Origin of the sequence: Selenomonas sp. (assembly GCF_052169755.1) — a bacterium.
In the GTDB taxonomy this organism is placed as follows: domain Bacteria; phylum Bacillota; class Negativicutes; order Selenomonadales; family Selenomonadaceae; genus Selenomonas.
The window spans coordinates 1-6,495 of sequence record NZ_JBQNBV010000117.1 but is presented as its reverse complement, the minus strand read 5'-3'; the positions used below and the strand labels follow the sequence as shown (position 1 = coordinate 6,495).

Here is a 6,495-nt window from a genome sequence, read left to right as displayed (position 1 = left end):
CAATCTTGCCCACGTCGCTGATGTCGAATCCGTCGGAAACGTAGGTCTTAAACTTTGCAACATCGTCACGAACGCCTTGCACAAAAGAGCGCAGTCCTTCACTGCCCTTGCCTTCCATAAATTCCAGCTGAAATGCTTCCCATGTGGACGAAAGAGCTTTCAAATCTCCCTTGAGATTATCATTTACTGTCTTCGCCATATGGTCGGCTGCACCATCTGCATTACCAATGGCCGCCGTCAACTTTTCAAAATCTGCATCAGATGCATTCACCATAGCCAAGAATCCTGACATAGCTTCTTGGCCTGCAATACTGGCGGCCATTTGTGTTTTCTCTGCATCCGTCAGGCCCGCAAACTTCGCTCGCAGTTCCAGCATGGTTTCATTCCAAGGTTTCATAGATCCATCTGCATTTTTTACAGATAACTCAAGCGCCGCCATCGCCTTTGCTGCTTTTTTGGGCGGTGCAACAAGACGTGTCATGATGGCGCGTAATGATGTACCCGCCTGTTCCGCTTTGATGCCGGCATTTGCCATGAGACCGATGGAAACCCCAACATCTTCAACGGAATACTTCAATGCACCAGCGATCGGTGCAACGTACTTAAATGTATACCCCATCATGCCCACATTGGTATTAGCGTTTGACGCTGCTTGTGCGAGCACATCCGCAAAATGTGCAGAATCTGAAGCCTTTAGTCCAAAAGCAGTCAAAGCGTCCGTAACAATATCTGAAACGCTCCCCAGATCTTCACCAGATGCAGCTGCAAGTGACATAATGCCCGATATGCCGCTGAGCATTTCATCCGTTTTCCATCCCGCCATTGCCATATACTCAAGTGCTTGTGCCGATTCCGTTGCAGAAAATTGTGTCGTCGCCCCCATTTCTTTTGCTTTGGCTGTCAAAGATTCAAAATCGCCTTGCGATGCACCAGATATGGCCTGCACTCGCTTCATTTCGGCTTCAAAATCCATGTACGTCTTGACCGTATCATAGACGCCAAAGCCGATGCCCGCCGCGCCCGCCATCTGCATCCCCGCGCCCATCATCATGCCGCCCGCGATGCCGGATACTGCGCCACCCGCCTTGCTCGCCAGCCCCGAAAGGCCGCCGTTCTGTCGGACGTTGACCGTGACCGTGTGAATCTTCCCCGATATGCTGTCGAGCATACTGCGGATGCCGCCGATTTTGCCGGAGGCATTGTCGCGCACGCGGATCGTCGGCGAGTAGTCTCCCTTGATGCCAGACAGACTATTTTTCAGCCTGTCCGACCTGCCCGCCAGCTCGTTGACTGCCGAACCTGCGCGATGCATGTCGCGCTCCAAATTGTTCAGACTACCGCCTGCACCTTGCGCCGCACCCTTGACGCCGTTGAGGCTTTCCTGCACCCTTTTCGTCCTGCTCGTCAGCTCGTCCTTGAGCCGCAAAACAGCGGACAATACATAATCGCTCATCGAAGAGCCAACCCCCTTCCCGCTGCCAGAACCTTCAGCTCATCTATGCGGCGCTTCTCTTCAAACGCCATCGCCTCATAGCAAAATATCTTTTCCACCTCGGAGAGCGAAAAGAAATAGTCCAACCTATGGCCTTTGAGGACAAGGAAGGCGGCAGTACGCGCCTCCCAGTCCTCCTCGATCAGTTTTTTGCGTCTTCATGCAATGCCGCACGAATGTCGCGTCCGTAGCCTGCCAGCTCCATGACCTTGCGCCCAAGCCCCGGAATCTCTCCCGCGTCGAAGAGCTTGCCGATGATGTCCGTCGGCTCAAAGCATCCATAGGCTTCCTGCAGCCCTGCTTCCTTGAGGTTCGGGTCGACGATGCAATCCAGAAGCAGCAGTTCATCCGAGCCTTCGAGCTTCATGACTTCCGCCACATAGGAGCGCGTCGGAAGCTTCACCGTCATCATTCCCGCGCTCGTTTCAATATCGTACTTGCGCTTCTTCCTGTTTGCCAATTCCTCTTTCTTCTCGATGAGTTCTTTGATAGATACTGCCATTTTCGTATTCCTCCCACAACTAAGCCCGGCAGACACTTTGCCGGGCAACTCTTATTCTCCTGAACGTCAAGCATCCACCACTTCAACGAAGTTCGCATCCTCCGGCGTAAAGCCAAACGTAAACTCCTTCTCGACGACCTGCCCTTTCTCAAAGGAGAGGAGCAGCAATTCATTGAACCACACGTTATCAATTAGGCAACGTTCTTTTTGCCCGTCCACAGCATCGGGATCGTCGATGAGACCCACGAGGCTGGCTCGCGGATCATGCCCGTTCTTCCACTCCTCAAGGTAGCGGTTGATGTTGCGGTTGATGACGCTCTTGATCGTGAATGACCCTTCGCCCGTGAGCGAGGTGATCTTGCTGTCCTTGGAGTTGCCGATCAGCACATCCTCGCGGTCAGCCGTCACTTTCGCCTCGAACTTCGCGATTTCAAACAGCATTTCGCCGTCCCACCATACGCGCCCGTGCGAGCCGTTCCAGCGTCTACGACCGCGATACTTCACGTCCTCTACGTCTCTTGCCATATCCTTTCACCTCCCTCCTCTTACATCGTGAACGTAATGCGCAAGTCTTCCATCGCGTTGACAGGTGTGATGCGCCCCGTGAGAAGCACCTGTGTACCCGTGTTGTACTCGCGAATCTGCTGCGCCGTCATCTTCGTCACGTCGTCGCCGTGCAGAATGGCGTAGTCCTTCTGCGCAGGCTCGTCGATGTCGACCGTGTTGATCGCCGTCGGCGAGTTATCCAGCACATTGCCCTTGAGATTGCGGAAGTAGACGAGGATCGCCGCGATGAAGAGCATCTTATGATTGTAGTCGTTGATGACCTTGCCCACATACGAGTTCTTGAACGTGTCACGGATGTCGTCCGTGATCATATCCACCGCCTCAATGATCTTGATGTAGCGGAAATCCTGCCCGACGTCCGTTGTGAAGGTATGGAGCGAGTTGCACGCACGCGCAATTTTGACGCCGTTGCCATCCATCTCATCGATAAGACAAAGCTGCCCCTTACTGATGCAGTCGTCGATGTCTTCATACACCTCGCAGTCGTGCACCTCTCCCAATGCGTAGTACGTCGCCGAACGGTCGAGCGCGAGTCCTGCAAGGATGCCCATGATACGCGACGTGTACTCCGTCGAGGTATAGACGAGATATTCGGGGATGGAACTCTTGACCTTTGTCTTGTCGCCGTTCGCCACCTGCAATGCATCCGTATAGGCGGGATTCACGCAGCGGATGTTGTCGGTCGTGAAATTGATGACGCCCTTATCGTCTGCGTCAAAGTTCGCCACGACCGCCTTGAACGTCTTGCGTTTGATATTGCGCTCCTTCTTGACCCAAGTCGCAAGGTCTTCCTGATCTTGCGCCGTGCCCGTCGGATGGCAGATATAGTTCCACTTGATATTGTGGAGCTTCTTCAACACGTCCGCCTGATTGAGCAGCGTCCCTTCTCCCGGCACAACGTCCGTCGTCGGCAGCGTGTAGACCAAGATGCGCAGCGGCACACCCAAGAGCGCTTTCTTGATGAGCGCCACATTCTTTTCGGTCAGCCCCTCGTCGGGAATATCCGTGCTGTCCGAAATCTTGTAAAACTTCGATACGTTCGTCGTCTCATTGTTCAAGATCATCACGCCGATGCCACGCGCACTGCGGGCAATGGCGGTCGTCGACTTCGTGCGAAAGTCGATGATGACCTGTGGCAGACCGAACTTTTCTGCCTCATTTGGCATATGCCATTCCTCCTTTTAGATTTCTCTTTCTCCGTTGATGGAAAGCTCCTCCATCAGCTCTACAGTCTCTTCGGGCATCGCGTCCGCAAAGTCAAGCGAGAAGCTGTAATGCAGCACCTCGTCGACGATGCGGCTTGATGTCTCCTGCACCGTGATATGGCGGTCGCCAATCGTCAGCACGGGCAGGAGCGCCGCGTCGAGTGTATCGACTGCCTCGTAGAGCTTCGCGCGATCGATACGCCCGCGAGCGTCGGGCGGCAGAACCAGTTCCATCATGACATCAATCTCGCGCTCGTAAATCACGCGGTCGATCATGCGCTTTTTGGGAGAAAGCTCAACGTGAAAGTATCCCTTGTCGGCGCTCGCGTTGTTCGTAAAATAGACGGCATAAGGGAAATGCTGTTTCAGCAAAGCCGAAATCGCACTACGAATCTCAACGGCAGCCATCATTTGAACATCGCCTCCAAGATTGCTTTTGCGTTCTCGCGAAACATCGCTTTTTGCTGTAGCACCGATTTTCGGAGCATCTTCACGCCGGGGACGGTCTTGCCCGTATATACCTTCTTGCCCTTGACCATGTGGACGATACGATGCCCATACTCGACATGCGCCGCGTACTTCGTGTTATTGTGGACGCCGATCGCGCCGTTCTCCGGCTGCGTCCTCGCCCAACCGCTGCGCAAGGCGCTCGTGTCGACAGGTGTATTGCCGCGCACCGTCCCCAGCAGAAGTTCCGCCTGTTGCTTCAAGAAACGATCTGCCGCCCCGCGATACCGCCGCTCTGCCTCAGCGAGCTTTCTTTCCATCTCATCCAAGCCCTCAATCACTACGCCCATTGCCGACATCCCCTCTCTTCCTCAGCGCGATTTCCTGATGCGTCGGATACGGGAAGCTCACGCCTGCAAAAAACTCCATGCGCCGCCCGTGCCGCAAGACGACGATGCGGTCATTCTCGCGGATGTCAACGGCAGGGTCGCAGCAGAGCCTAAGGTCGATAAAGACGCTCGTCGCCCGCTCCGTCTTGGTCGTCGTCAGCTCCTTGCCATATTGCGAGAGCTTGCAGGGGAGCGCGGCATAGACAGGCGCTTCCTCCTCGGCATAGTCGTCCGAACCATCTTCCGCCTGCACCTTCTTGAGGCGATACACGTCCACTCTGTCATGGTACATCAGACGATGCAGCACGCCTTTGAGGCTCATGCCCAGCTCACCACCTTGCGGTAGAGGTTCAGCTTCGGCTTGAGCGTCGCAAAATCAAGGTCGGCAAGGCATCCCGTCGGATCGATGTTTGCGACAGCGAACTTGAATTCCGTATCGTCCATCTTGACGCTCGCAAGTGGCGCGTTGGATGGTACACCAAGCTCACTGCCTGCGGACGCATCCTCATCCGCAAACCGCTTGCGGATGAGGTCAACTGCCGAATAAATGAGCGCATCGGGGAAATCAGCGCGATGACAATAGCCCAAGATGTCCGCGACAAGCTTCTCGACGTAGAATGTGAGCAGCCCTTCGTCAAGCGTCCTCTTGCTTTCCAGCAGGCGCACCTTCGTCGCAATCTCCCGAATCGCTTCCTGCTTTTCCACCGCGCTTTCCCCCCTTCAAAGCGGTCGGCGACCTCGGCTTGAACCCCTGCGCCTCGTAAATGGCGCGATAGGCGGTTTCCGTCGCCGAGATCACCCGCCCGTCCTTCTCATACTCCTGAAAGTCCATCGTGCTGCCTCCTTACGCCTTCGGCTTGAGCGCCGCGAACGCCGTCTCCTTGACGGGCAAGAAGCCGAGGCGCATCGTCGCCTTGATCGCCACCATATCGTTCTCTGCGAGAGACAGCGGCTTGCCGTCGCCCATCTGCACCGACTGAAGCGTAGCTTCCTTGAGCGTCTCATACTGAATCTGGTCGCGGATGCCGATGATCGAATACTTCCAGTCGCCTGCAATCGCACGCGCCTTCGTCTTGTCCCATGCACCATTCCGCGCAAACTCGATCGGCTGCGAATAGAGCGTACTCGAATCGACGCCTGTGACGAAGAGCTGGTTGCCATTCGCATCGCGCAGCTTGCGGAGGCTGTTCTTGAGATCGTAGCCCGCGACGAAGCCGTTGACGTCAAGACCGCCATCCTCGACGAGCGCCATCACGTCCGAAATGTCGAGGTCGAGCTTCGGATTCGTCTCCTCGGCGATGACGCGCCCGCCCGTCGAAGCTACGCCGAAGATATTCTTTGCAAACGGGCTGTTCGTGCCGAAGAGGCACGCTGCGTCAATCGCCTTGTAAAACGCCTCGGCGATGTACGGGCGAATCTCCGCAAACACGTTGGTCGTCGTGTCTTCGAGCTTCTCCTTGCTGCACGGCACGATGACGCCAATCTTCTTGGCGACAAGCTCCGGGAAAATCCATGTCGCGACCGAAGTCTTGATGCGCTCCGTCTCGCCGACCCAGTACGCGCCGGGGCCTTCCGTCATGACGGGAAACTTCTGCGTCTCTGACTTCATCGGCTGCACCGTCGAAAGCCGCATGACCGAAGACCCGCGCACCACGTCCGCGATGATCTCCGATGCCGTCGGCGTCGGCACAAACCCCTGCAAATTCTCCTTCAAATACGTCGTATCTGCCATTTTGTATATCCTCCTTCTTATCTCTTGACCTGGTTCTTGTAGATGGCGTCGAAGAAGCCGTTCGTCACACCTGCCGCGCTCGAAGCCCCCGCCGCTCCTCCTGCGCTCGCTCCCGCCGTCGGCGCCTTGCCCTTGAGCTTCTCGTTCACGCCCGCCTCGAC

General features: G+C 55.8%; 11 protein-coding genes. All 11 read right to left on the bottom strand.

Features of this window, described 5'->3' with window-relative positions; genetic code table 11:
* On the bottom strand, positions 1 to 1,453 hold a 1,453-nt coding region (locus tag ACTTKG_RS08355), incomplete at its 3' end, for a phage tail tape measure protein (protein ID WP_442673759.1).
* Complete coding sequence (locus ACTTKG_RS08350) at positions 1,450 to 1,578, bottom strand: hypothetical protein (RefSeq protein WP_442673758.1); 129 nt, start codon at positions 1,576 to 1,578, stop codon at positions 1,450 to 1,452. The genes ACTTKG_RS08355 and ACTTKG_RS08350, both read right to left, overlap by 4 nt.
* Before the next feature lie 56 nt (positions 1,579 to 1,634).
* On the bottom strand, positions 1,635 to 1,994 hold the full coding sequence (locus tag ACTTKG_RS08345; RefSeq protein ID WP_442673757.1) for a phage tail assembly chaperone: 360 nt from the start codon (positions 1,992 to 1,994) through the stop codon (positions 1,635 to 1,637).
* A 66-nt stretch (positions 1,995 to 2,060) separates the two neighbouring features.
* Complete coding sequence (locus tag ACTTKG_RS08340; RefSeq protein ID WP_442673756.1) at positions 2,061 to 2,519, bottom strand: phage tail tube protein; 459 nt, start codon at positions 2,517 to 2,519, stop codon at positions 2,061 to 2,063.
* A 20-nt stretch (positions 2,520 to 2,539) separates the two neighbouring features.
* Positions 2,540 to 3,727, bottom strand: coding sequence for a phage tail sheath C-terminal domain-containing protein (locus ACTTKG_RS08335; RefSeq protein ID WP_442673755.1), 1,188 nt, complete (start codon positions 3,725 to 3,727; stop codon positions 2,540 to 2,542).
* Between the two features lie 15 nt (positions 3,728 to 3,742).
* The gene (locus ACTTKG_RS08330) at positions 3,743 to 4,177 is read right to left on the bottom strand and encodes a phage tail terminator family protein (RefSeq protein ID WP_442673754.1); all 435 of its coding nucleotides are present in this window, start codon (positions 4,175 to 4,177) and stop codon (positions 3,743 to 3,745) included.
* Complete coding sequence (locus ACTTKG_RS08325; protein ID WP_442673753.1) at positions 4,174 to 4,563, bottom strand: HK97 gp10 family phage protein; 390 nt, start codon at positions 4,561 to 4,563, stop codon at positions 4,174 to 4,176. Before ACTTKG_RS08325 ends, ACTTKG_RS08330 begins: the two co-directional genes overlap by 4 nt.
* Positions 4,547 to 4,924, bottom strand: a complete 378-nt coding sequence (locus tag ACTTKG_RS08320; RefSeq protein WP_442673752.1) for a hypothetical protein — start codon at positions 4,922 to 4,924, stop codon at positions 4,547 to 4,549. Before ACTTKG_RS08320 ends, ACTTKG_RS08325 begins: the two co-directional genes overlap by 17 nt.
* On the bottom strand, positions 4,921 to 5,307 hold the full coding sequence (locus ACTTKG_RS08315) for a hypothetical protein (protein WP_442673751.1): 387 nt from the start codon (positions 5,305 to 5,307) through the stop codon (positions 4,921 to 4,923). Before ACTTKG_RS08315 ends, ACTTKG_RS08320 begins: the two co-directional genes overlap by 4 nt.
* Positions 5,237 to 5,434, bottom strand: coding sequence for a hypothetical protein (locus ACTTKG_RS08310; RefSeq protein ID WP_442673750.1), 198 nt, complete (start codon positions 5,432 to 5,434; stop codon positions 5,237 to 5,239). The genes ACTTKG_RS08315 and ACTTKG_RS08310 overlap by 71 nt, the downstream gene beginning before the upstream one ends.
* A 12-nt stretch (positions 5,435 to 5,446) precedes the next feature.
* The coding region (locus ACTTKG_RS08305; protein WP_442673749.1) for a phage major capsid protein at positions 5,447 to 6,495 on the bottom strand (1,049 nt) is incomplete at its 5' end.